Consider the following 23,831-nt stretch of genomic DNA (forward strand, 5'->3'; position numbering starts at 1 on the left):
TCAGTTTGTCGTGAGTTGTCCCGCATGGCGCTGGCTGCATGAAAGGGGCACATGTATCGTCTGCTTTAATCGTGGCGTGCAGGCGTACGAGAACCAGTCGAGGCCGGCGCTTTTTCCCGCGCAAGCTATGACGAGCGATACCAACGACTGTTCCATGCCGGGGCAGTTTCGCCCAAGGGGGTGTGACGATGCGTGACTGTTCGATCAATCGTGCAGGATTTGACCGCGTGCTGATGGCAGTCGCGGCAACCTTCCTCACGGTGTCCGCGACCTCAGCGCTGGCGGCCCAGTCGACGACGCCGCGCGCCAGCGCCGCCGAGCTCGCGATCGACGCAGCAGTTCCCCGTCCCGAACCCGCCAACGTCCCGCCCCCGACCATCGGCGACTTCAAGATGGACTCCACCGCCTCGGTGCCTGACCCAGCCAAGGCAACCGAAAAGCCGGCCGAGCCCAGCCCGGCCGCAAAGGCAACCGAATCCAAACCGGTCGAGATCCCAGCGCCTGCGACCAACGTCAACGACGCCGCAACCGCCGCGCCGCCGGCTGCGACAGCGCCCGCTCCCGAGCCTGCCAAGGAACCGGTGAAGGTAAGCACTGTCGCACCGGCCGACCAGCCGGTCGCCGACAGGCTGCGCGACATGCTCGGCGCCAAGTCGCTGCGCTATTTCGACCGCAAGAACGAGCGCGCCGCCGTCGAGAAGTTCTATTCGGCGCGCGACTATGCGCCGCTATGGACCCAAGCCGGCACATTGACCGCCGGCGGCAAGGGCGTGATCGCCCGCCTGAAGGACGCCGCCGCCGAAGGCCTCAATCCGGCCGACTACCCGGTGCCGGATTTTGCGGCCGCCGCTTCACCGGACCAGCTTGCAGAAGCCGAACTGAAACTGACCGCGAGCATGCTCGACTATGCGCGACAGGCCCAGAGCGGCCGGATGCACTGGTCGCAGGTCGCTTCCGACATCCTCTATCCCGAGCACCCGACCGATCCGGCGGAAGTGCTCGCCAACATCTCGGCCGCCAAGGACGCTTCCGCAGCGCTTGACGGCTACAACCCGCCGCACAAGCTCTACAAGGACCTGAAGGCCAAGCTCGCCGAGCTGCGCGGCCAGGGCGACGGACCCATGATCCACATCGCCGAAGGGCCGGCGCTGGCGTTCAGGGCCGCGACCAAGAAGCAGGGTGAAGTTGCACCGGAAGATTCGCGCGTGCCGCAACTGCGCGCCAAGCTCGGCGTCGCCGAGAACCCCGACGGTACTCACTACGACGCCAAGGTTGCCGCCGCCGTGCGCAAGTTCCAGGAAAGCGTCGATCTCAAGCCGACCGGCGTGCTCGACGATCGCACGGTCAAGGCCATCAACAGCCCGAAGCGCGACCGGCACATCGACACCGTCCTCGTCAATATGGAGCGCTTGCGCTGGCTGCCGCGCCAGCTCGGCGCGGCCTCGCTCGGCAATGCCTATGTCATTCTCAACGTCCCCGACTTCACGCTGAAGGTGATGCAGAACGGCGCGCCGGTCTGGACAACGCGTGTAGTGACTGGAAAGCCCGGAAAACATGCGACGCCGATGCTGACGGAAACGATGAAGTTCATCACCGTCAATCCGACCTGGAACGTACCGCCGTCGATCATCTACAACGAATACCTGCCGGCCCTGCAGCAGGATCCGACCGTGCTGGACCGCATGGGTCTGAAGCTCGAGCGTCGCCGAGACGGCAGCATCCACATTTCGCAGCCGCCGGGCGAGGCCAACGCGCTCGGCCGCATCCGCTTCAACTTCCCGAACAAGTTCCTGGTCTATCAGCACGACACGCCGGACAAGCATCTGTTCGCCAAGGAAGAACGCGCGTTCAGCCATGGCTGCATGCGGGTGCAGAATCCGGATCAATACGCATCGACGCTGCTCAACATCGTGATGCCGAACGAGCGCTACTCGCCGGAAAAGATCCGCAGCATGTACGGCCGCAGCGAGATGGACCTGAAATTCCCGACGCCGATCCCGGTCAACATCACCTACCAGACCGCGTTTGTGGATGACGCCGGCAAGCTGCAGATCCGCAAGGACATCTATGGCCGCGACGCCGCGATGATCGCCCTGCTCAAGAACGGCCGTAGCAGGGACCTGGAGGCCATGGTCGCCCATGCGCAGCCGAGCTATTCGCGGCCGAAGGACGGTTTGCCGGCCGGCGTCAGCTTTGCCAGCGACAACACCTACTCGTCCGGTCCGTCATTCTTTGAGCGCCTGTTCGGGGGACCGTCGACCGTCACGCCGCCGGCCCCGATTGGCCGCCGGCCCCAACAGCGGTTCACCCGGTAACCCGCGCCGAGCGAGATTTCCGAACAAAATCAGCGATCTCGCCCTGAGGGCGGGTTCGTTTACGTTAACCACTATCCATGCCGGATTCGGCCGGGCACTTTTTCGCCACAGTCCACGCGTTAGGTTAAGGCGTGCTTGGGGGCGGGATGGTAAACTTCGGTTAACCTTCCCGCTTTAAGAAAGCGTTCACCCTCTTTTGCCGGGGTCTGCAAAAGAACACTGTGAACGCTGGTCGACTGGGTGGGCTCATACGTGCTGGCTGGTTTCGCGCGCCAATTCAATCCGCTTGCTCTGCCAAAGGCCGGATATCGGATCGGCTTAACTTCGCTGTTGCTGCTCGCAGGCGCCGGCACGGTACATGACGCGACAGCGCTGAACGAAACCCGCACCCTTTCTTTCCACCACACCCATTCCGGCGAAGACCTCACCGTCACCTTCAAGCGCGACGGGCGCTATGACGAAGAGGCGCTGAAGAAGCTCAATCATTTCCTCCGCGACTGGCGCAGCCAGGACCAGACCACGATGGATCGTCAGCTCTTCGACATCCTCTGGGAAGTCTACCGCGACGTCGATGGCAGGAAGCCGATCCAGATCATCTCCGCCTACCGCTCCCCCGCCACCAACTCCATGCTCCGCCGCCGCTCCTCGGGCGTGGCGCGCTTCAGCCAGCACACGCTCGGCCACGCCATGGACTTCTACATTCCGGACGTGCCGCTCGAGCAGATCCGGGCCGCCGGGCTCCGGTTGCAGCGTGGCGGCGTCGGCTTCTATCCGACCTCAGGCTCGCCGTTCGTCCATCTCGATACCGGCAGCGTCCGTCACTGGCCGCGCATGACCCACGATCAGCTCGCCAGGATTTTCCCGGACGGACGCACGGTGCATTTGCCCTCCAATGGCGGTCCGCTGAAGGGCTATGAGCTTGCCCGCGCCGACCTCGACCGCCGCGGCAATGGCAGCGACGCCACCACTGTCAAGATGCCGAACCTGTTCGCGGCGCTGTTCAGGGGCGGCAAGTCGACCGAAGAGGATGACGAGGGCGCCAGCGCTCCGCTCAAGAACGAGAAGCCCGCACCGGCCAGCGTGGCGGCCGCGAAATCCGCCGATCCGGTGCCGACACCGCGCGCAAAGCCGGTCGGCGCGACCATTCAGCTAGCCTCGGCCGACGCACAGATCGTAGCGGCGCCTAAAGCCAAGGCTGAGGCGAAACCGGCTGCGCAGGCCTCCGCTGACAAGGCCGAGCCGAAACTGCAGACGCCGGCCGATATCATCAATTCCCGCGGCTTCTGGGACGACGTGCCGTCCGCAGCGAATCAGGCCACCCCCGCCCAGGTCGCAGCACTCCGGGCACGCCAGATGCTCGCCGCCACCACCGATCCGCAGCCGACCGCCAGCGTCACCGAAGCGTTCAACAAGGCGATGGCCTACGCGCCGGCCGCTTCTTCGCCGGTCGACCGTACGAACATCGTCGCGGCCTCCGCGGCGATCCCGCGTCCCGCCCGTCCGGCGCGCAACGCCGGTGCCGCCGCGACCGAAATCAATACCGTGGTCGCCAAGGGAGCCCAGGGCCAGGACAGCGTGGTCGCAACCTCGACCCGTCTCGCCGCCGCCCAGGGCAACAGTATCTGGATGCGGGTCGTGATGCTGGCGCCGAGTGCAAGCAGCGCGATGTCGACGACGGTGCTCGGTGATACCGAAATGACCCAGATGCGCAGCCACTTCGTCAAGCCGCGGGCCGCGATCGCCATGACCTTCTCGGAAGACCCGATGATGGGCATGACCTGCGACCGCTTCACGGGATCGGCGACCGCGCAACTGCCGACGCAGTCGTTCGTGCTGCGTACCGCCGCGCTGCGCTAGGGTTCGCTGTCGCCGCACACTCGACACGACAGTAGCCCGGATGGAGCGAAGCGAAATCCGGGATCAGTCGGGCCGTGTTGTGAGATGGCCCCGGATTGCGCTTCGCTCCATCCGGGCTACGCGAAGCGTGTGCCTCACAGCATCCCGAGCGCCTGCATATAGGTTTCCAAAATGGTTTCCTGCTCGGCGCGCTCGTTGGCGTCCTGCTTGCGCATCCGCACGATGGTACGCAGCGCCTTGACGTCAAAACCGTTGCCCTTGGCTTCGGCATAGACGTCGCGGATGTCGTCGGAGATCGTCTTCTTTTCTTCTTCCAGACGCTCGATGCGCTCGATGATGGCCTTGAGCTGGTCTTTGGCGAATCTTGTCGCGGGCTCGTCCTGGACGGCGGCGGCGGAAGTGGCCATCGGGTACTCCTGAATGGGAACTGACGGTGAAGCTGAAAGATCAAGCGCCGCACGCGTTACCGCGCGGCGCTTTTTTCAGGATTGACCCTCAAGATCGGGGGGCCCTGCGTCAAGGAAACATCGCGCTCATCCACAGCGCGCCCACAGGAGATCGGGCAGTACTATTTGAGGCCGTCATTCCGGGGCGATGCGCAGCATCGAACCCGGAATCTCGAGATTCCGGGTCTGGTCCTTCGGACCATCCCGGAATGACGGAGCAACTTGCGCTCAATGCCCGGGGTGAACTTTCTTCATCGCGGCCAACTGCTCCGGGGTGGCCGTGCCCTGATGTTTGGCCTTCCACTCCTCATAGGGCATGCCATAGACCGCCTCGCGGCTCTCATCCTTGCTGACGGCGACACCCTTGGCGTCGGCCTCCTCCTTCATCCAGTTGGAGAGGCAGTTGCGGCAGAAGCCGGCCAGATTCATCAGATCGATGTTCTGGACATCGGTACGGGTGCGCAGGTGGCTGACCAGGCGCCGGAAAACGGCGGCTTCCAGTTCTGTTCTGGTTTTGTCGTCGATCGTCATGGCCTTGGGTCCTGCGTCACGTGGTGCCGAGCATATTGATATCAGGTGGGAATTGTCACAGATTTTGCCATATCTGCGCGCAAAATTGGCAAACCTTCACAAGGAGCCCGGTTTCCCGTAGCGCGGGAAAGGCGTTCCCCTTCCGTTGACAGGCCCCGCCTGGTCACGCGAAATCGTCAATGATTTGATATAGCTTCGCTGCATGACCGCAAAAGATTCGCGCTGCCTGACCTCCCTCTCCGATCGCATGACCGCTGGCCTGGCGCCGGTGCTTGCATTGGCGGCAGCGTGTCTGTGGAGCAGTCCGGCGGCGGCCGATTTCCGGCTCTGCAACAATACTTCCAGCCGGGTCGGCATCGCGCTGGGTTACAAGGACGCCGAGGGCTGGACTACAGAAGGCTGGTGGAACGTGTCATCGCGTAGTTGCGAGACGCTGCTGCGGGGAACTCTTGTCGCACGTTACTATTACATCTATGCGCTCGACTATGACCGCGGCGGCGAATGGTCAGGGCAAGCCTTCATGTGTTCGCGCGACAAGGAATTCACCATCAAAGGAACCGAGAATTGCCTGGCGCGGGGCTACGACCGCACCGGCTTTTTCGAGGTCGACACAGGCGAACAGCGAGCGTGGACCGTGCAACTGACCGAAGCCAACGAGCAGCCCGCGCAGCGCGTGCCGGGAATTCCGGGCACAATGGGACCGGGCGGACCCGGCGGGGTACCCGGCCTGTCCAATCCGCCGGGCGGACCGGGTCTGCCGCCAGCCCCGGCGCCCAAGCAATGAGACGGCTCCGTCGTATCAAGATTCTCGCGACCCTCGGCCCGGCATCGTCAGACAGCGCGATGATCCGGAAGCTGTTCGAGGCCGGCGCGGACGTGTTCCGCATCAATATGAGCCACACCCCGCACGACAAGATGCGCGAGCTGGTCAACACCATCCGCAATGTCGAGAGTAGCTACGGCCGTCCGATCGGCATCCTGGTCGACCTGCAGGGACCGAAGCTGCGGCTCGGCGCCTTCGCCGAAGGTTCGACCCAGCTCAAGAACGGCCAGAGCTTCGTGCTCGATTCCGACAAGACGCCCGGCGACAACAACCGCGTGCAGTTGCCGCATCCGGAAATTCTCGCAGCGCTTCGGCCGGGCCATGCGCTGCTGCTCGACGATGGCAAGGTGCGCCTGATTGCCGAAGAGACTTCGAGCGAACGCGCGGTGACGCGGGTGGTGATCGGCGGCAAGATGTCGGACCGCAAGGGCGTCAGCCTGCCCGATACGGATCTGCCGGTATCGGCGATGACGCCGAAGGACCGCGCCGATCTGGAAGCGGCGCTGGTGACCGGGGTCGACTGGATCGCGCTCTCCTTCGTGCAGCGCGCCGAGGACGTCAACGAAGCCAAACGGATGATCCGCGGCCGCGCCGCTGTCATGGCCAAGATCGAGAAGCCGCAGGCGATCGACCGGCTCGCCGAAATCATCGACGCTTCCGACGCGCTGATGGTCGCGCGCGGCGACCTCGGCGTCGAGCTGCCGCTGGAGCGGGTGCCGAGCCTGCAGAAGCAAATGACGCGGATGGCGCGTCGCGCCGGCAAGCCGGTGGTGATTGCAACCCAGATGCTGGAATCGATGATCCAGGCGCCGGTGCCGACGCGCGCCGAAGTCTCCGACGTCGCAACCGCCGTCTATGAAGGTGCCGATGCCATCATGCTGTCGGCCGAATCCGCCGCCGGCAAATTTCCGGTCGAAGCGGTCTCGACCATGAACCGCATCGGCGAGGAAGTAGAGCGCGATCCGACCTACCGCTCGGTGCTGTCGGCGCAGCGGCCCGAGCCGGAGAATACGGTCGGCGACGCCATCGCGGACGCCGCGCGGCAGATTGCCGAGACGCTGGACTTGTCGGCGATCATCTGCTGGACCTCCTCGGGCTCTACCGGCATCCGCGTGGCGCGCGAGCGGCCGAAGCTGCCGGTGGTCGCGATCACGCCCAATCTTGCGACCGGCCGCAAATTGTCGGTGGTGTGGGGCGTGCATTGCGTGGTGGCCGAAGATGCCCACGACCAGGATGACATGGTCGATCGTGCCGGCTCGATCGCGTTCCGCGACGGCTTCGCCAAGGCCGGCCAGCGCGTGATCATCGTCGCCGGCGTGCCGCTCCGCATCCCCGGCACCACCAACATGGTGCGCATCGCCACTGTCGAGCCGGAGGGCGCGGCGGAGAAGTGACGGGTACCGTCATTCCGGGGCGGCGCGAAGCGACGAACCCGGAATCTCGAGATTCTCAGGTGCGCAATTGCGCACCATAGTTCGATGCTCCGCATCGCCCCGGAATGACGCTGACAGTTACTGCAACGTCGCGTCCAGCGTGATCTTCGTATTCAGCAATTTCGATACCGGGCAGCCGGCCTTGGCCTTGCCCGCCAGCTCCTCGAACGTCGCCTTTTCCGCGCCTGGGATCTTCGCATTCAACGTCAGATGAACCGAGGTGATGGCAAAGCCATCGCCCTGTTTTTCCAGCGTGACGTCAGCCTTGGTTTCCATGTGTTCGGCGGTGAGTTTGGCTTCTCCCAAAATCAACGACAGCGCCATGGTGAAGCAGGCGGCGTGCGCGGCGCCGATCAGTTCTTCCGGGTTGGAGCCGGGCTTGCCCTCGAAGCGGCTGGAAAAGCCGTACGGATAATCGTTCAGCGCGCCGCTCTTGGTCGAGATCGCGCCCTTGCCGTCCTTGATGCCGCCCTGCCATTTGGCCGATCCTGATGTCGTCGTCATCGCATGCCTCCTGATCACGGTTGATCGGTCGATAAGCCGCAGCGTGGCAAATGGTTGCGACAAAGTCGTGTCGCGAACAGGATGGAGGGTCCTACGCCCCGACCAGCGCCTTCGCCGGCAGCACCGCCTGCACTACGAGGCCGCGGGCACGGGCATCCATCACGCCGACGGCACGCAGCGCCAACAATGTGACGGTTTGCACGGCGTCGCGCAGCCTCGCGGGATCATCCAGATTCTCGGGCGCCAGTGGACCGACCAGCGATTCATGCAGCGCGCCGAGCAGCGCGGTGGCGGCGAGCGCTGTGTCCTGAGCGGGGAGATGTCCGGCGCGCACCGCGGCATCGATTCTGGCAGCAATCTCGCCGGAGATTTCGCGGCGGCTGGCGAGCCGCGACACCGAGACGTCGACATCGACGGGCTCGGCCAGAATGCCCCAGGCGAGCTTGCGCTGCGACAGCACATGCACGGCAACCGTGGTGACGGCGGCGGCCAGCGCCGAGGACGGCCCCGGAGCGGCATCCGCCGCCCGGCGGATCGCGGCCAGTTCGTCGCGCGAGACCTCGGCGATCAGTTCGGAAATCAGCTCCGCCTTGGAGGGGAAGTAACGGTAGACGGTGCCGGCCGCGACATTGGCGCGGACCGCAACGGGGGCAATCTGCACCGCCGCCATTCCGCCCTCGGCCGCAGCGTCCCTTGCGGCCGCCAGAATCGCGCTACGCCGCGCCGCCAGCCGCTTTACGACCTGATGGGTTCGCCGATACACCATCGCGCGTTCCGTCCCCGGCGCGCCCTCGAGCCCCGTGGAGCCTGCCAGAACGCGCACACCTTCAATGTCTTGAGCGATAAGCGTACTCATCGCATTGAAGAAGTGAACTACTATTCAGGCCCGATGACAAGACGGTTTTGCAAACGCGGATGAAACATCCGCAAAAGGCCCGCTGCCGGCACGATCGGAAATGACGGCCGCAACCCTGACGATCGCGTGCGACGGCGCCGCCATCATCTCGCGTGATTCACGCGCCGGCCGCGACGAGTTTCGGCACCGGCTCATGCTGCCACCACGATCCGGCGCGGCGCAGGATCAGCGCGGACACGACCAGCGTGGCGCCAAGGCCGGTCGGAATGCCGGTGAACATGTAGCAGACGATGAGGGCGACGACGGTGCCCAGCGCCGGAAGCTCGTAGGCGCGAAAACCGGTCTTCAGTCCGGCGCGGACCAGGAAGCCGATCGGGATCGCCAGCACCATCATGTCGTACATGAACAGATAGGGCGTGGTCAGCAGCGTGCCGGCGGCAAGTGCGGCGGCCTTCACGGTGTACGGCACGCGGCTTCGCCACATCAGTGCCAGCACCACGGCGACTGAAGCAGTGAGAACCCACTGGAATGCCCAGCCAAGCGGCTCGCTGCCGCCGAAGTAACGCACCATCGAGAAGATGCTTTGCAGCTTCCACCATGTCGCCTTGCCCTCGGTCAGGAAGGCTTGAGAGAATTTCGGCATCCAGTGGAAGAACGCCAGCCAGCTTTCGATGCCGAAGGCGAGCCAGGAAGCTGTGGCCAGCACGATGGCGGTAACGCCGGCGCTGATGAACACGCGCCAATGCCCGGCTGCGATCAGCACGATCGGAAACAGTAGCCCGTATTGTGGCTTGTACGTCAAAAGCCCGAGGCAGATGCCTGCCAGTACCGGCCGTATCGGGATCAAATAGAGCGTGCCGCCGATCAGTGCCGCGGTGAGGAATCCGTTCTGCCCGACCAGCGCATTGATGCACGCCATCGGAATGGCGAGCGCGAGCAGATAGCCAAAGGTGCGGCCGACGATCGCACGCATCGCGACAAGAAAGGGCAGGAAGCTGACCACAACCCAGCCGACAAAGGCGAGTTGATAGGGAAGCTGTGCCAGCAAGGAAGCGACGAACAGAAATGGCGGTGGATAGTGCCAGGCAAAATAGCCGACGAAATCCTGGCCGAGTTTTGCGACCTCGACCTGCTTCTGGATGTCCCAGTCATATGCCTGCGCTGGGAGGCCATCGAGCACCAGGCGGCCGGCAGCCCAGACGTTGATGAAATCGGTCGGGATGCCGAGACCCTTCGGATCGTAAACCCACCAGTGTGAGAAATACGCCGCCCCGCAAAGGGTCAGGTTGGCAACCGCCAGCATTAAGCAGCCCCTGACGAGCCACGCGGGAATTAAGGTTTGCTCCGGTGCGGACTTGAAGGTGGAGTGAAAGGCAGCCATGCAAGATCCTTGCTCGGGCGCCTGTCCCAAAGCGCACACCCCCAAGAAATAGGCCGGACTGAATTGAGGAAATCTTAAGTTCTTGCGCTGCAACGGCGGGAATTTCTGTCGTCCCTGCGTTCGCAGGGACCCATAGCCACCGATGCTGGTTGCTTCAGGTCGGCGTCTCCCGCCGTGCCTCATTGATGGATCACGCGGTATGGGTCCCTGCGTTTGCAGGGACGACGGATACGGGAGTAAGCCGTTCCCTACTCCCAGCTCAGCGCGCCGCCGTTCTGATACTCGATCACGCGTGTCTCGAAGAAGTTCTTCTCCTTCTTCAGGTCCATCGCCTCCGACATCCACGGAAACGGATTCTCGGTTTCGTCGAACACCCGCTGTAGCCCAAGCTGCGCGCAGCGGCGGTTGGCGATGAAGTGCATGTAGCTCTCGCACAGCGCCGCATTCAGGCCGAGAAAGCCGCGCGGCATGGTGTCCAGCCCGTAGGCCGCCTCCAGTTCAGCCGCCTCACGCACCATCGCGCGGACTTCGTCCTGAAACGCTTTGGTCCACAGATGCGGATTCTCGATCTTGATCTGGTTGATGACATCGATGCCGAAGTTCAGATGAATCGATTCATCGCGCAGGATGTACTGGTACTGCTCCGCGATGCCGACCATCTTGTTGCGGCGGCCGAGCGAGAGGATCTGGGCAAATCCGGTGTAGAACCACATGCCCTCGAAGATGACGTAGAAGGCAACGAGATCGCGCAGGAACGCCTGATCAGCCTCCGGCGTCCCGGTCCTGAAATCGGGATCGTCGAGATGCTGGGTATGTTTCAGCGCCCACGCCGCCTTGTCGGTGATCGACGGCACCTCGCGGTACATGTTGAACAGCTCGCCCTCGTCCAATCCCAAACTCTCGACGATGTACTGGAAGGTGTGGGTGTGAACAGCCTCCTCGAAGGACTGCCGCAGCAGGTACTGCCGGCACTCCGGATTGGTCAGATGGCGGTAGATTGCCAGCACGATGTTGTTGGCGACGAGACTTTCAGAGGCCGCGAAGAAGCCGAGGTTGCGCTTGATGGCGCGGCGCTCGTCCTCGGTAAGGCCGTCGCGCGATTTCCATAGCGCGATGTCGGCCTGCATCGACACTTCGGTCGGCATCCAGTGATTGTTGCAGCCGGCGAGATATTTCTCCCATGCCCATTTGTATTTTAGCGGCAGCAATTGATTGACGTCGGCGCGGCAATTGATCATCCGCTTGTCGTCGACGGATACCCTGCCGCCGCTTCGGTCGATGGTGCCGAGGCCGGTTTGATCGGCCGCTACCGCGGTTTGCGCCACCTTGGGGGGCGGCATCCGGCGCGAGGGCGCAGCGGGTTCGGACCAGTCGAGCATTGTCATTTCCTTGCTTCTTGTCTGCTTACTGGCAGGCTTCGCATTCGGGATTGTCGATGGAACACGCGACCGCGCCGGACAGGTCAGGCGCCGTGATCGCCAACGGGACGATGATCGGGGCAGCGACCGACGGCTCAGGCGCGGCCGCAACGGCGTTGAGCTTGCCGTCGGTGCCCCGCAGCGTGGACTTTTCGACATGCGTCGCGCTGCGCGAGCGTAAGTAATAGGTCGTCTTCAGACCGCGCACCCAAGCCAGGCGATAGAGCGCATCGAGCTTCTTGCCGCTGGGGTTGGCGATATAGAGGTTGAGCGACTGCGACTGATCGATCCATTTTTGCCGCCGCGAGGCCGCCTCGATCAGCCAGGCGCTATCGATCTCGAACGCGGTGGCATAAAGCGCCTTGATATCGCCTGGAATGCGATCAATCGCACCGACGCTGCCGTCGAAATATTTGAGGTCATTGACCATCACCTCGTCCCATAGCCCGCGCGCCTTGAGGTCGCGCACCAAAAACTCGTTCACCACGGTGAAGTCGCCGGACATGTTGGATTTGACATAGAGGTTCTGGTAGGCAGGCTCGATCGACTGAGCCACGCCGCAGATGTTCGAAATGGTGGCCGTCGGCGCGATCGCCATCACGTTCGAATTGCGCATGCCGGTCGACTTGACGCGCTCGCGTAAGGTGCCCCAGTCGAGCGTCACGCCGCGGTCCATCGCGAGACCCTCGCGAGCTTCGGCCAGCAGTTCGATCGAATCGATCGGCAAAATGCCCCGGCTCCACAGTGAGCCGTCGAACGACGGATAGCGTCCGCGCTCGGCGGCGAGATCGACGGAGGCTGAGATTGCATAGTAGGAAATCACCTCCATGCTGGTATCGGCGAAGGTAACCGCCGCATCGGAGGCCATCGCAATCCGCATCGCCTGCAGCGCGTCCTGAAATCCCATCAGCCCGAGGCCGACCGGGCGGTGCCGCAGGTTGGAGCGCCGCGCTTCGGGGATGGTGTAGAAGTTGATGTCGATGACGTTGTCGAGCATCCGCATCGCGGTGGTCACGCTGCGCTTCAGCCGCTCCTCATCCAGCCGCCCTTCCCGCACATGGTTGAGCAGATTGATCGAGCCAAGATTGCAGACGGCGGTTTCGTCGTCGGAGGTATTGAGCGTGATTTCGGTGCAGAGGTTCGAGGAATGGATGACGCCGGCATGGCGCTGCGGCGAGCGCAGATTGCAGGGATCCTTGAATGTGATCCAGGGATGCCCGGTCTCAAACAGCATGGTCAGCATCTTGCGCCAGAGATCGGTTGCGCGGACCTGCTTGAACACGCGGATTTCGCCGCGCGCCGCCTTGGCTTCATAGGCCGCGTAACGCTCGGCGAACGCCTGGCCGTAGAGGTCGTGCAGGTCGGGCGTTTCGTCCGGCGAAAATAGCGTCCATTCGCCGTCAGCCTCGACGCGCTGCATGAACAGGTCAGGCACCCAGTTCGCGGTGTTCATGTCATGGGTGCGGCGGCGGTCGTCGCCGGTGTTCTTGCGCAGATCGAGGAATTCCTCGATGTCGATGTGCCAGGTTTCGAGATAGGCGCAGACCGCGCCCTTGCGTTTTCCGCCCTGGTTGACGGCGATCGCGGTGTCGTTCGCAACTTTCAGGAACGGCACCACGCCCTGGCTCTCGCCATTGGTGCCCTTGATGTGGGCGCCGAGCCCGCGCACGCGGGTCCAGTCGTTGCCGAGCCCGCCGGAATACTTCGCCAGCAGAGCGTTGTCCTTGACCGACTTGAAGATGCCGTCGAGATCGTCGGCAACGGTGGTAAGGAAGCAGGACGACAGTTGCGGCCGCAGCGTGCCCGAATTGAACAGCGTCGGCGTCGAAGCCATGAAGTCGAACGAGGACAGCAGATCGTAGAATTCGATGGCGCGCGCCTCGCGGTCGATCTCGCGGATCGCCAGACCCATGGCGACGCGCATGAAGAACGCCTGCGGCAGTTCGATGCGCTTGCCGCGCTCATGCAGGAAATAGCGGTCGTACAGCGTCTGCAGCCCCAGAAACTGAAACGCCAGATCGCGCTCCGACTTCAGCGCCGCGGCAAGCTTTTTCAGGTCGAAGCGCGCCAGATCGCGATCGAGCAGTTCGGCCTTGATGCCGGTCTTGATGTAGGCGGGAAAGTATTCGCCGTAGCGTACCGCCATGTCGGCCTGCGACGCGCTGGTCGGCGCCCCCTCCACAAACGACAGCACCTCGGTGCGCAGCTTGTCGAGCAGCAGCCGCGCGCTGACATAAGCGTAGTTCGGCTCCTGCTCTACCAGCGTGCGCGCAGCCATCACCGACGCCAGCGCCAATTCGTCCTCGCCGATGCCGTCATAGAGATTGCGCTGCGTTTCGGCGAGCACGGCCGCGGCGGCCACGCCCTCGAGACCGGCGCAGGCCTCTTCGATGATCAGCGTCAGGCGCGCGCTATCGAGCGGAGCCTGCACGCCGCTCGCCAGCGTGACGCGCAGCGCGGGCTCTCCCGACAGCTTGGCGGCATTGGCCGCTTCCTGCCCGGCGCGTTGACGGGCGCGCTCCTCGCGATACAGCACATAGGCGCGCGCGACCTTGTGGTGCTCGCTGCGCATCAAGGCCAGTTCGACCTGGTCCTGCACGTCCTCGATATGAAAGGTGCGCCCCTCGCTCATCCGGCGCGACAGCGCGCCGACGACTTCCGAGGTCAGTTGCTCGACGATTTCATGGACGCGGCGGGAGGCGGCCGCAGTATGGCCCTCGACCGCGAGAAACGCCCTGGTCATCGCGACCGAGATCTTGCTGGCATCGAATTTCGAAACCGTGCCGTTACGGCGGATCACCTGCATCGGAGGCTGCGCTGTCGGCCCGGCTGATGATTCGGGACGCAGGTGGATGAATGGAGCGGTAGCGGCTTCGCGATCGAGAGAGAGTGACATCAAGAGACCCCGTGATGTTGTTGGGGGCTGGATGTCAGGGAGGACGCTGCTTCAAATGCGCGGGCGGGAAACACCGGCATGAGTTTGCAAGCGCCGCCGGGACACCCCGCCCGTGGACGTTTTTTCGGTGTCGCGGCAGGTCTCCTGGCTCGCAGGTCGCCGTTACTCCCTGTCTTCCCAATGCGATGCCGCATCAGTGACGTAAGATTCGGGAACAACTCACTGCTTACAGTTGGGGGGGCAGCGCCGGATTCTCGCGCACTTTGGCGCGACCACCGGCTTCCCTCTTAGCCACCAAATCTTGCGATCCGGCGGACCGTGACTGGCTACATGTGGTGATATTCGCTACGAGGTGTCAATGGCCCATTCGAGACATACGCACGAAATTTACATCGCTGCCCTAGCGCGAAGTCGCGTACGGAGCAAAATAGGACCGCGTCTCATCGACGTTGAGGGCGCGGCCGACCGGTGGAAACGCGCGCTGCGGACAATTCGGCCGTTCGCACACCTTGCAGCCCATGCCGATCGGCGTCGCTAGTGACGGATCAATCTTGAGGCCCTGCGAATAAACGATTCGCTCGGCATGGCGAACATCGCATCCCAGGGCGACGGCAAACGTCTTGGCGGGCGCGCCGTATCCCCCTCTGCCATGCGACACCGTTCGGGCAACCCAGAGGTAGGTTCGCTCGTCAGGCATCCGCGCTAGCTGCGTCAGGATACGCCCGGGGTTGGCGAAGGCTTCATAAACGTTCCACAGCGGACAGGTGCCACCGACCCGCGAAAAATGGAAATCAGTCGCCGATTGGCGCTTCGATATGTTTCCGGCGCGATCGACGCGGATGAAGAAGAACGGCACGCCCCGCGCATTGTGGCGCTGCAAGGTGCTCAGCCGGTGACAGATCGTTTCAAAGCCGACGCCGAATCGGTGACTGAGCAATTCGATGTCGTAACGGCACCTCTCCGCCTCATTGAGGAAAACGGCGTAAGGCAAAATCAGCGCGCCGGCGAAATAATTCGCAAGGCCGATGCGGGCAAGGCCGCGCGCTTCGTCGCTGGTGAACTTTGCCTTGTCGACGATCGAACGTATCGCCGCGTCCAGCTCCAGAATGGCGATCTGCGTCGCGAGCTGGAACGCCTGCTGTCCCGGATCAAGGCTTGGCGACAGCCGTAGCGTTCGTGTGCGGCCATCGAACAGGCGCTGCGTTCCCGAGCCCAACTCGTCGCTCGCGTCGATCACGACGGTCACGCCATGCCTGCTTTCGAGATACGACACCAGGTTTGGCGTCATCCGTCCGATTGGCAATTCCATCCGGCCAGCGATCGCTTCTGCCGCATCGTCGAGCTCGGCAATGTAGTTGTGCTGCACATAGAAGAAGTCGCGGACTTCCTCGAACGGCGTGGACGGCAGTACCGCTGCCGACGCCTGACGGTCCTCGCCGAGCCGCGCGGAAAGCGCCGCATATTGCTCGGCGGCATGGCGATATTTGCGGTTGAGATTGACCAGCGCACGCCCGACCGCGGGCATGCTCTGCGCGAGTTCGCGAAGTTCGGCGACAGCGATTGTCTCACCCAACGAAGGATCCGCCAGCGCTTCGCGCAAGTCCGAGATCAAGCGGGCTTCGTCGCCCTCGGCGAACGACTGCACATCAAGGCCGAACACCGAATTGAGCGCCAGCAGCACCGGCACGGTGAGTGGACGCTGATTGTTTTCCAGTTGGTTGAGGTAGCTCAGCGATATCCCGAGCTTGCCGGCAAGCGCTGCCTGCGTCAGGCGCTGCTCCTCGCGCAGTCTTTTCAGCCGCACGCCCATGAAGGTCTTTTTCATCGCATCACCTTCGCAAACTTTGCAAACCAACCGGCTTTTCTTCGCAAGACTATACTTTTTCAGCCATTTCGACGGTGCACGTTTGTAGATATTGCGAAGTCGGTACCGAATGACAAGTCGTCCGGAGCAGGAAAATGCATGCAGCGGCGTCGCCAAACCTTCGTCCCGACGAAACCCGGTTCATGGAGATGGTGTTTCCGGAGCAGGCCAATCACTACGGCACGCTGTTCGGCGGCCATGCCCTGAGCCTGATGGGCAAGGCAGCATTCGTCACGGCCACGCGGCGCGTGCGCCAGAGCGTCGTCATGGCGACCTCGGACAAGATCGAATTTCACGAGCCGATCCATGTCGGCGAACTCGTCGAGCTCGTTGCTCAGGTCGTACGCGTCGGCTGCAGCTCCATGACGGTCGCGGTCGACATGATCCGCGAGGACCTGATCAGCGGAAGGCGACAATCCGCCGTGCGCGGAACGTTCGAGATGGTCGCGGTGGACGAATTCGGCCGTCCGGTCCCGATCACGCAACCAGGCATGACCGATCCAATCCAGAAGGAAGCTGCATCTTGAAACAGCATAGCGTTCGTACTTTCAAATCAGCCGATCATCTCCCACGCGCGAGCCAACTGGCCTGGAAGATCGCCGAGGTGGCCGCCGACACAGTCGCGGTCGAGAGCGATGTGGTGGAAATGCTGGGCAACCGCATCATCGACAACGCCGCCGTTGCCGCAGCCTCGGTCGCTCGGCGTCCCGTTGTCAGCGCGCGAACGCAAGCCGAGGCGCATCCATTTCAGCCGGGGGCCACCGTGTTCGGATTGACGCGGTCGCAGCGGATTTCGCCGGAATGGGCCGCGTGGGCCAACGGCGTCGCCGTCCGCGAACTCGATTTCCACGACACGTTCCTGGCCGCTGACTATTCGCATCCCGGCGACAACATTCCGCCGGTGTTGGCTGTCGCCCAGCACTGCGGGCTAGCGGGTGCAGACCTCGTGCGCGGGCTGACTGCGGCCTACGAGATTCAGGTCGATCTCGTGAAGGGCATCTGCCTGCACGAGCACAAGATCGATCACATCGCCCATCTCGGCCCGTCCGCCGCCGCCGGGATCGGCGCGCTGCTCGGATTGCCTGCCGAGACGATTTATCAGGCCGTTCAGCAGGCGCTCCACGTCACCACGACGACGCGGCAATCGCGCAAGGGCGAGATATCGAGCTGGAAGGCCTATGCGCCGGCTTTCGCCGGCAAGATGGCGATCGAATCCGTCGATCGCGTGATGCGCGGCGAAGGCGCACCGTCACCCGCCTATGAGGGCGAAGACGGCTTCATCGCCTGGTTGCTCGGCGGTCCGGCTGCGGAATACGCGGTGCCCCTGCCGGAAAAGGGCGAGCCCAAGCGCGCCATCCTCGACACCTACACCAAGGAGTACTCGGCCGAATATCAGAGCCAGGCCTTGATCGACCTCGCGCGCCGGCTCGGACCGAAAATCGGCGATCTCTCGAAGATCGAAAGCATCGTCATCCACACCAGCCATCACACCCACTACGTCATCGGTACCGGCGCCAACGACCCGCAGAAGATGGACCCGAAGGCGAGCCGCGAAACGCTCGACCATTCGATCATGTACATTTTCGCGGTCGCGCTGGAAGACGGCGGCTGGCATCACGAGCGATCCTATGCCGCAGAGCGCGCGGGCCGCGACACGACGATCGCGCTGTGGCGCAAGATCTCGACCGTCGAAGATCCCGCATGGACCCGCCGCTACCACAGCCACGATCCGAAGGAAAAGGCTTTTGGCGGCCGCGTCGTCGTGAAGCTGAACGGCGGCTCCGTCTTCAGCGACGAAATTGCGCTGGCTGACGCACATCCGCTGGGCGCCCGCCCGTTCAGGCGGCCGGACTACATCCGGAAGTTCCGCAACCTGGCGGAAGGCGTGATCAGCGCGGCTGAGCAGGATCGCTTCATCGCAACGGTCGAGAGATTGGCCTCGCTCAAAGCAGGAGAGCTGACCGACCTCACCTTCACGGTCGATCCAAAATTCCTCGGCAGGGCGTCAACGCACGGCATCTTCGATTGGCGTGACGCCGCCCCGGTTGCGGTCCAGCGCGCTGCCGGCAATCGATAAGGGAGATTGAGATGACGGACATCAAGCCCGCCCCCAAAAAATCGGTTGCGCTCTCCGGCGTCATTGCCGGCGACACTGCGCTGTGCACGGTCGGCCGCACCGGAAACGACCTGCATTATCGCGGCTACGATATTCTCGATGTCGCGGAAAGCTGCGAATTCGAGGAGATCGCGTATCTTCTCGTTCACGGCAGCCTGCCCACCCTGTCCGAGCTCAGAAACTACAAGGCCAAGCTGAAGGCGCTGCGCGGGTTGCCGCTCGCAGTGTTGCAGACGCTGGAGTTGCTGCCCGCCGCCGCACATCCGATGGATGTCTTAAGAAGCGGCGTCTCCGCGCTCGGCTGCATCCTGCCGGAAGCCCATGATCACAATCAGCCCGGCGCGCGCGATATTGCCGACCGGCTGATGGCGTCGCTCGGATCGATGCTGCTCTACTGGCACCACTACGCCCACCACGGCCGCCGGATCGACGTCGAAACCGACGACGATTCGATCGGCTCGCATTTCCTGCATCTGCTCCATGGCAGGAGGCCGCCGCCGTCGCACGAGCGCGCGATGCATACCTCGCTGATCCTCTACGCGGAGCACGAGTACAACGCTTCGACGTTCACCGCGCGCTCGATCGCAGGCACCGGCTCAGACCTCTATTCCGCCATCACCGGCGCGATCGGTGCGCTGCGCGGGCCGAAGCACGGCGGCGCCAATGAGATCGCCTTCGAAGTGCAGAAGCGCTACGGCGATATGGAAGAGGCGGAAGCCGATATCCGCCGCAGGGTCGCGGCAAAGGAGGTCGTCATCGGCTTCGGTCACCCGGTCTACACCATTGCCGATCCGCGCAACAAGGTGATCAAGGAAGTCGCGCGTCGCCTCAGCATCGAAGGCGAAAGCACCCGGATGTTCGAAATCGCCGACCGGATCGAGGCTGTGATGGCCGACGCCAAGAAGATGTTCGCCAATCTCGACTGGTTCAGCGCGGTCTCCTACCACGCGATGGGGGTGCCGACCGCGATGTTCACGCCGCTGTTCGTGATTTCACGGACGTCCGGATGGGCGGCGCATGTGATGGAGCAGCGCATCAACAACAAGATCATTCGCCCGGCCGCGAACTATGTCGGCCCGGAGAACCTGAAGTTTGTGCCGCTGCACGAGCGCGGCAAAGCCTCCGTCGCCCCACGCGCCGCGTAAGGAAGCAACAATGGTATATCTCCTGGGTGCTGATCTCGCCGACAAGCCGGCCGGGGCTCGCTTCCGCGACCTCCTGGACGCGCCAGGCATTCTCCAGATGCCGGGCACGCACAACGGAATGGCCGCGTTGCAGGCCCGCGACGCCGGATTTTCCGCGCTCTATCTGTCGGGTGCGGCAATGACGGCTTCGATGGGGCTGCCGGATCTCGGCATTATCACGATCGAGGAAGTTTCCTTCTTCATCCGCCAGGTGGCGCGCGCCAGCGGCCTGCCCGTTCTGGTCGATGGCGACACTGGTTATGGCGAAGCGCTCAATGTCATGAACATGGTGCGCACCTTCGAGGATGCCGGTGCGGCGGCCGTTCACATCGAGGACCAACTTCTTCCGAAGAAGTGCGGCCATCTCAACGACAAGAAGCTGGCGGATGCGCGCGACATGGCAGCCAAGATCGCCGCCGCCGCGAAGGCGCGGCGTCATCTCTATCTGATCGCAAGAACCGACGCCGCGGCCAGCGAAGGCATGGACGGCGCGGTGGCGCGCGCCAAACTTTATCTGGAAGCGGGAGCCGACGCGATCTTTCCGGAAGCGATGGTTTCGCGCGAGATGTTCCAGGAGTTCGTCACGCGCGTTCCCGGTGTTCCATTGCTCGCGAACATGACGGAGTTCGGCAAGACGCCCTTCTTCACCGCATCGGAGTTCGAGGCCATGGGCTATCGTATGGTGATCTGGCCAGTGTCGTCGCTCCGCGTCGCCAACAAGGCCCAGCAGACTCTGTTCACCGCCCTCAAACGCGACGGCAGCACCTGCAAGATGCTCGACCAGATGCAGACGCGCGCCGAACTCTACGCAACGATGGGGCTGCACGACTACGAGGCGCTCGACGCCTCCATCGTCAAAACCGTCGTTCCCACAGGCATGCCGCAGAGGTGAATTATGTAGGTATCGCAGCTTCGATCGGAATGGCGTTCTTCGAATGAAGACGGAGAGCCTTGCGGGGGAACGACCGATCTCATGTTGACTGAGACCGCCATTGACCTTAACTGAATCCGTCGTGGTTCTTCGGGCTGGTTCGGCCCGAAGCTAAGAGGGAAGCCGGTGCGGCCGAAAAGCCAAAGCCGGAGCTGCCCCCGCAACTGTAAGCGGCGAGCCGCTGTCCAACAAAGTCACTGAGACCTTTCGGGGTTTCGGGAAGGCCGGACAGCAGCATTGACCCGCGAGCCAGGAGACCTGCCTCGACAACATACACGTCCTCGGGCGGGGTGTCCCGGTGGTGCGGTTGCGATTCCGCGCGCGCTCCGCCGCACGCGGAATCCAGGCGTGTCACTTCGGCCTTTGCCCCCAACTTTTGGGGTTAAGCCAATGTCTTCTACATCGCCATCTTCTGCATCGTCTACTTCCACAATCTCCACTTCATCGCTTCCCGTTGCCTCCCTCGGCACGCCACGTATCGGCCCGCGCCGCGAGCTGAAATTCGCGCTGGAAAGTTTCTGGTCCGGCGCGACCGACGAGAAGGCGCTGATCGAAACCGGCGCCGGGCTTCGCGCTGCCAACTGGGCGCGCCAGAAAAGGCTCGGCGTCAGCGTGATCCCGTCGAACGATTTCTCGTTCTACGACCAGATGCTCGATACATCAGTTATGGTCGGTGCGATTCCAGAGATCTATCGCTGGAACGGCGGCCCGGTCCCGCTCGCGACCTATTTCGCGATGGCCCGTGGTGCACAGGGCAAAGCGCAAGAGGCGAGCTGCGGCCATATCAATCACGGGCGCGACGCCGCGCACGGCGTGCCGGCGCTGGAAATGACGAAATGGTTCGACACCAACTACCACTACATGGTGCCCGAATTGGCAAGGGACCAGAAATTCACCCTCGCCTTGCGCAAGCCGATCGAAGAGTACGAGGAAGCCAAAGCGCTGGGCTATCAGACCCGCCCGGTGCTGGTCGGCCCGGTCACGTTTCTCAGACTCGCCAAGAGCAAGGATGCCGGTTTCAATCCGCTGTCGCTGCTCGACCGGTTGCTGCCGGTATACATCGAGGTCCTGCGCGAACTGGCCCACCGGGGCGCCGAATGGGTGCAGATCGACGAGCCATGTCTCGTGCTCGACCTCGATATCGTCGGGCAGCAGGCGCTGCATTACGCGTATACGGAAATCGCGAGCGCGGTGCCGCAGCTCAAGATCATGCTGGCAACCTATTTCGGCGGGCTGGGCGGCAACCGCGACACCGCACTGGCGCTGCCCGTCGCCGGCCTGCATCTCGACCTGGTCCGCGCGCCTGAGCAGATCGACGGCCTCGCCGACTTTCCAACGGACCGCGTGCTGTCGCTCGGCATCATCGACGGCCGTAACATCTGGCGTGCTGATTTGAGCCGGGTTCTCGACCGGATCGAGCCCGTGATCGCGAAACTCGGCAAGGACCGTGTGCAGATCGCCCCCTCCTGCTCGCTGTTGCATGTCCCGATCGACTTGGCGCTGGAAACGGGGCTCGATTCCGAAATCAAAAGTTGGCTGGCGTTTTCGGTGCAGAAACTCGAGGAACTGTCGACGCTCGGGGCGGCGCTCGCCGGTGGGCGCGGCGCCGCGGAAGCCAGCCTGCGCGCCTCGGACGATGCCGCCGCCGCGCGCAAGGCTTCGCCGCGGATTCACGATGCGAAGGTAGCGGCGCGCATTGCCGGCATCGATGACGCCATGCGTCGCCGCGCCAGCGCATTCGCCGAGCGCGCCGGCGTTCAGCACAAGCGCTTCAACCTGCCCGCGTTCCCGACCACGACCATCGGCTCGTTCCCGCAGACGGCCGAAGTCAGGAAAGCTCGCGCCGCGCACGCCAGCGGCGCGCTGACGGATGAAGTCTACAAGGTCTATCTGCAGGACCAGACTGCCCGCGCGGTGCAGTGGCAGGAAACCATCGGTCTCGACGTGCTCGTGCACGGCGAGTTCGAGCGCAACGACATGGTGCAGTATTTCGGCGAACAGCTCGCGGGCTTCGCCTTCACCACGCACGGCTGGGTGCAATCCTACGGATCGCGCTACGTCCGTCCGCCGGTGCTGTTCGGCGACGTCTCGCGCCCGAAGCCGATGACGGTCGAGTGGTGGCAATACGCCCAGTCGCTGACGAAAAAGCCGATGAAGGCGATGTTGACCGGTCCCGTCACCATCCTGAACTGGTCATTCGTCCGCGACGATATTGCGCGCAGCGAGGCCTGCCGGCAGATCGCGCTCGCGATCCGCGACGAGGTCGCCGATCTCGAGGCTGCCGGCGCCGGGATGATCCAGATCGACGAGGCGGCGCTGCGCGAGGGATTGCCGCTACGCCAATCGGAATGGAAGGCGTATCTGGACTGGGCCGTCGACGCCTTCCGTCTCTGTTCGTCCGGCGTGCGCGACGAGACGCAGATCCACACCCACATGTGCTACTCGGAGTTCAACGACATCATCGATGCGATCGGCGCAATGGACGCCGACGTGATCTCGATCGAGACCTCGCGTTCGAAAATGGAGCTGCTCGATGCGTTCAGGAACTACCGTTATCCGAACGAAATCGGCCCGGGCGTCTACGACATCCACTCGCCGCGGGTACCGGAGATCGAAGAGATGACCGCCCTGCTCAGGCTGGCGCGGATGCGGCTCACCGATGCCCAGATCTGGATCAATCCGGATTGCGGATTGAAGACGCGCAAATGGGAAGAGGTGCGACCCGCGCTCGTCAACATGGTAGCGGCGGCCCGCGAATTGCGGGCACTGTCGTAACGCCTTCCGTCGGCAGCAACGAGCCCGCGTAGGGTGGGCAAAGGCGCACTTCGCGCCGTGCCCACCATCTATCCGAAGCGATCGATCGGGGCGGCGGATTTGGTGGGCACGCTTCGCTTTGCCCACCCTACGACTATCTTTATGATCACCGTGAAAGATCGAAGGAGACCGCGATGCGCTTCTGGATTCAATGCACGAGGTTCGAGACGGGGCAACCGATCCACATCAATATCGCGCTCGTCGGCAGCATGTCACGCGACGGCGAGCGCACCGTTCTTGCCTTTGTCGGTGGCGACGGGGAGACGATCGAAGTGGTAGAGACGCCGGAGCATATCCTGGCCGTGCATCTCGGCGCTCCGGCGAAAGCATAACTCACCTCGTGGCGGCAACCCCGTCACAATTGCGAGCCAACGGGGCGCGCATTCGCGCGACCCGTTGGCTCGCAATGACGATAGCGCGCACAAAAAAACGCGGCGTTTCCGCCGCGTTTCTTGTTCGAGA

At 63.4% G+C, this 23,831-nt stretch carries 18 protein-coding genes and 2 riboswitches; of the genes, 10 read left to right on the forward strand and 8 right to left on the reverse strand.

Features of this window, described 5'->3' with window-relative positions:
• The first annotated feature begins 188 nt into the window (after positions 1 to 188).
• Together GWE18_RS11085 and GWE18_RS11090 are read left to right on the forward strand one after the other, a co-directional pair.
• Positions 189 to 2,315 carry a L,D-transpeptidase family protein gene (locus GWE18_RS11085; protein ID WP_275185794.1) on the forward strand — a complete coding sequence of 709 codons (2,127 nt, stop codon included), beginning with the start codon at positions 189 to 191 and terminating at the stop codon, positions 2,313 to 2,315.
• A 252-nt stretch (positions 2,316 to 2,567) separates the two neighbouring features.
• Entirely contained in the window at positions 2,568 to 4,172 is a 1,605-nt protein-coding gene (locus GWE18_RS11090) for a DUF882 domain-containing protein (protein ID WP_275185795.1), read from the forward strand.
• Between the two features lie 134 nt (positions 4,173 to 4,306).
• Here GWE18_RS11090 and GWE18_RS11095 read toward each other — a convergent pair whose 3' ends face one another.
• Positions 4,307 to 4,579: a DUF2312 domain-containing protein gene (locus tag GWE18_RS11095; RefSeq protein WP_057851880.1), complete on the reverse strand. Its 273-nt coding sequence runs from the start codon at positions 4,577 to 4,579 to the stop codon at positions 4,307 to 4,309.
• A 267-nt stretch (positions 4,580 to 4,846) separates the two neighbouring features.
• Entirely contained in the window at positions 4,847 to 5,149 is a 303-nt protein-coding gene (locus GWE18_RS11100; protein ID WP_275185796.1) for a DUF1244 domain-containing protein, read from the reverse strand.
• Positions 5,150 to 5,396: 247 nt separating this feature from the next.
• On the opposite strand from GWE18_RS11100, the gene GWE18_RS11105 reads away from it, so the two are divergent.
• Complete coding sequence (locus GWE18_RS11105; protein WP_197423159.1) at positions 5,397 to 5,933, forward strand: DUF1036 domain-containing protein; 537 nt, start codon at positions 5,397 to 5,399, stop codon at positions 5,931 to 5,933.
• On the forward strand, positions 5,930 to 7,366 hold the full coding sequence (pyk, locus tag GWE18_RS11110; protein ID WP_275185797.1) for a pyruvate kinase: 1,437 nt from the start codon (positions 5,930 to 5,932) through the stop codon (positions 7,364 to 7,366). Before GWE18_RS11105 ends, pyk begins: the two co-directional genes overlap by 4 nt.
• Before the next feature lie 117 nt (positions 7,367 to 7,483).
• Here pyk and GWE18_RS11115 read toward each other — a convergent pair whose 3' ends face one another.
• The 6 genes from GWE18_RS11115 to GWE18_RS11140 form a co-directional block, all read right to left on the reverse strand.
• Positions 7,484 to 7,909, reverse strand: a complete 426-nt coding sequence (locus GWE18_RS11115) for an OsmC family protein (protein ID WP_275185798.1) — start codon at positions 7,907 to 7,909, stop codon at positions 7,484 to 7,486.
• Positions 7,910 to 8,000: 91 nt separating this feature from the next.
• Complete coding sequence (locus GWE18_RS11120; protein WP_057851941.1) at positions 8,001 to 8,675, reverse strand: TetR/AcrR family transcriptional regulator; 675 nt, start codon at positions 8,673 to 8,675, stop codon at positions 8,001 to 8,003.
• Between the two features lie 247 nt (positions 8,676 to 8,922).
• A complete protein-coding gene (locus GWE18_RS11125; RefSeq protein WP_275185799.1) occupies positions 8,923 to 10,146 on the reverse strand; it encodes a glycosyltransferase family 87 protein in 1,224 nt (407 codons plus the stop codon).
• 248 nt (positions 10,147 to 10,394) lie between these two features.
• Complete coding sequence (locus GWE18_RS11130) at positions 10,395 to 11,525, reverse strand: ribonucleotide-diphosphate reductase subunit beta (protein ID WP_275185800.1); 1,131 nt, start codon at positions 11,523 to 11,525, stop codon at positions 10,395 to 10,397.
• Between the two features lie 25 nt (positions 11,526 to 11,550).
• Entirely contained in the window at positions 11,551 to 14,460 is a 2,910-nt protein-coding gene (locus GWE18_RS11135; protein ID WP_275185801.1) for a ribonucleoside-diphosphate reductase subunit alpha, read from the reverse strand.
• A gap of 116 nt (positions 14,461 to 14,576) precedes the next feature.
• Positions 14,577 to 14,796: riboswitch (cobalamin riboswitch) on the reverse strand.
• A 64-nt stretch (positions 14,797 to 14,860) separates the two neighbouring features.
• Entirely contained in the window at positions 14,861 to 16,285 is a 1,425-nt protein-coding gene (locus GWE18_RS11140) for a short-chain fatty acyl-CoA regulator family protein (RefSeq protein WP_275185802.1), read from the reverse strand.
• A gap of 134 nt (positions 16,286 to 16,419) precedes the next feature.
• Here GWE18_RS11140 and GWE18_RS11145 point away from each other — a divergent pair, with 134 nt between their 5' ends.
• The 6 genes from GWE18_RS11145 (at position 16,420) to GWE18_RS11170 (ending at position 23,701) form a co-directional block, all read left to right on the forward strand.
• Entirely contained in the window at positions 16,420 to 16,851 is a 432-nt protein-coding gene (locus GWE18_RS11145; protein ID WP_275185803.1) for an acyl-CoA thioesterase, read from the forward strand.
• The gene (locus GWE18_RS11150) at positions 16,848 to 18,401 is read left to right on the forward strand and encodes an MmgE/PrpD family protein (protein WP_275185804.1); all 1,554 of its coding nucleotides are present in this window, start codon (positions 16,848 to 16,850) and stop codon (positions 18,399 to 18,401) included. Before GWE18_RS11145 ends, GWE18_RS11150 begins: the two co-directional genes overlap by 4 nt.
• 11 nt (positions 18,402 to 18,412) lie before the next feature.
• A complete protein-coding gene (prpC, locus tag GWE18_RS11155; protein ID WP_275185805.1) occupies positions 18,413 to 19,585 on the forward strand; it encodes a 2-methylcitrate synthase in 1,173 nt (390 codons plus the stop codon).
• Positions 19,586 to 19,595: 10 nt separating this feature from the next.
• The gene (gene prpB / locus GWE18_RS11160) at positions 19,596 to 20,516 is read left to right on the forward strand and encodes a methylisocitrate lyase (RefSeq protein ID WP_275185806.1); all 921 of its coding nucleotides are present in this window, start codon (positions 19,596 to 19,598) and stop codon (positions 20,514 to 20,516) included.
• Positions 20,517 to 20,621: 105 nt separating this feature from the next.
• Positions 20,622 to 20,836, forward strand: a riboswitch (cobalamin riboswitch).
• A gap of 109 nt (positions 20,837 to 20,945) precedes the next feature.
• The gene (metE, locus tag GWE18_RS11165) at positions 20,946 to 23,330 is read left to right on the forward strand and encodes a 5-methyltetrahydropteroyltriglutamate--homocysteine S-methyltransferase (RefSeq protein WP_275185807.1); all 2,385 of its coding nucleotides are present in this window, start codon (positions 20,946 to 20,948) and stop codon (positions 23,328 to 23,330) included.
• A 173-nt stretch (positions 23,331 to 23,503) separates the two neighbouring features.
• Entirely contained in the window at positions 23,504 to 23,701 is a 198-nt protein-coding gene (locus GWE18_RS11170) for a hypothetical protein (protein WP_275185808.1), read from the forward strand.
• Positions 23,702 to 23,831 lie beyond the last annotated feature (130 nt).

This window comes from Bradyrhizobium sp. CSA112, assembly GCF_029051645.1.
Classification (GTDB): Bacteria; Pseudomonadota; Alphaproteobacteria; order Rhizobiales; family Xanthobacteraceae; genus Bradyrhizobium.